The sequence below is a fragment of the Trinickia sp. EG282A genome, from assembly GCF_040965455.1.
In the GTDB taxonomy this organism is placed as follows: domain Bacteria; phylum Pseudomonadota; class Gammaproteobacteria; order Burkholderiales; family Burkholderiaceae; genus Trinickia; species Trinickia symbiotica.
Genome location: NZ_JBFRCC010000032.1, coordinates 1 through 476 on the forward strand (window position 1 = coordinate 1; position 476 = coordinate 476).

Here is a 476-nt window from a genome sequence, read left to right on the forward strand (position 1 = left end):
GGTCCGCGACTATGGGATTGATGGTTTTCGGGTCGATACCGCCAAACATGTTGAGTTGCCCGCCTGGCAGCAACTGAAAACCGAAGCCAGCGCTGCACTTCGCGAATGGAAAAAAGCTAACCCCGACAAAGCATTAGATGACAAACCTTTCTGGATGACCGGTGAAGCCTGGGGCCACGGCGTGATGCAAAGTGACTACTATCGCTACGGCTTCGATGCGATGATCAATTTCGATTATCAGGAGCAGGCGGCGAAAGCAGTCGATTGTCTGGCGCAGATGGATACGACCTGGCAGCAAATGGCGGAGAAATTGCAGGATTTCAACGTGTTGAGCTACCTCTCGTCGCATGATACCCGCCTGTTCCGTGAAGGGGGCGACAAAGCAGCAGAGTTATTATTATTAGCGCCAGGCGCGGTACAAATCTTTTATGGCGATGAATCCTCGCGTCCGTTCGGTCCTACCGGTTCTGATCCGC

Annotated in this window: 1 protein-coding gene; it reads left to right on the top strand. The window is 53.2% G+C overall.

What is annotated here, in order from left to right; genetic code table 11:
- The coding region (locus AB4Y31_RS31770) for an alpha-amylase family glycosyl hydrolase (protein ID WP_368677421.1) at positions 1 to 476 on the top strand (476 nt) is incomplete at both ends.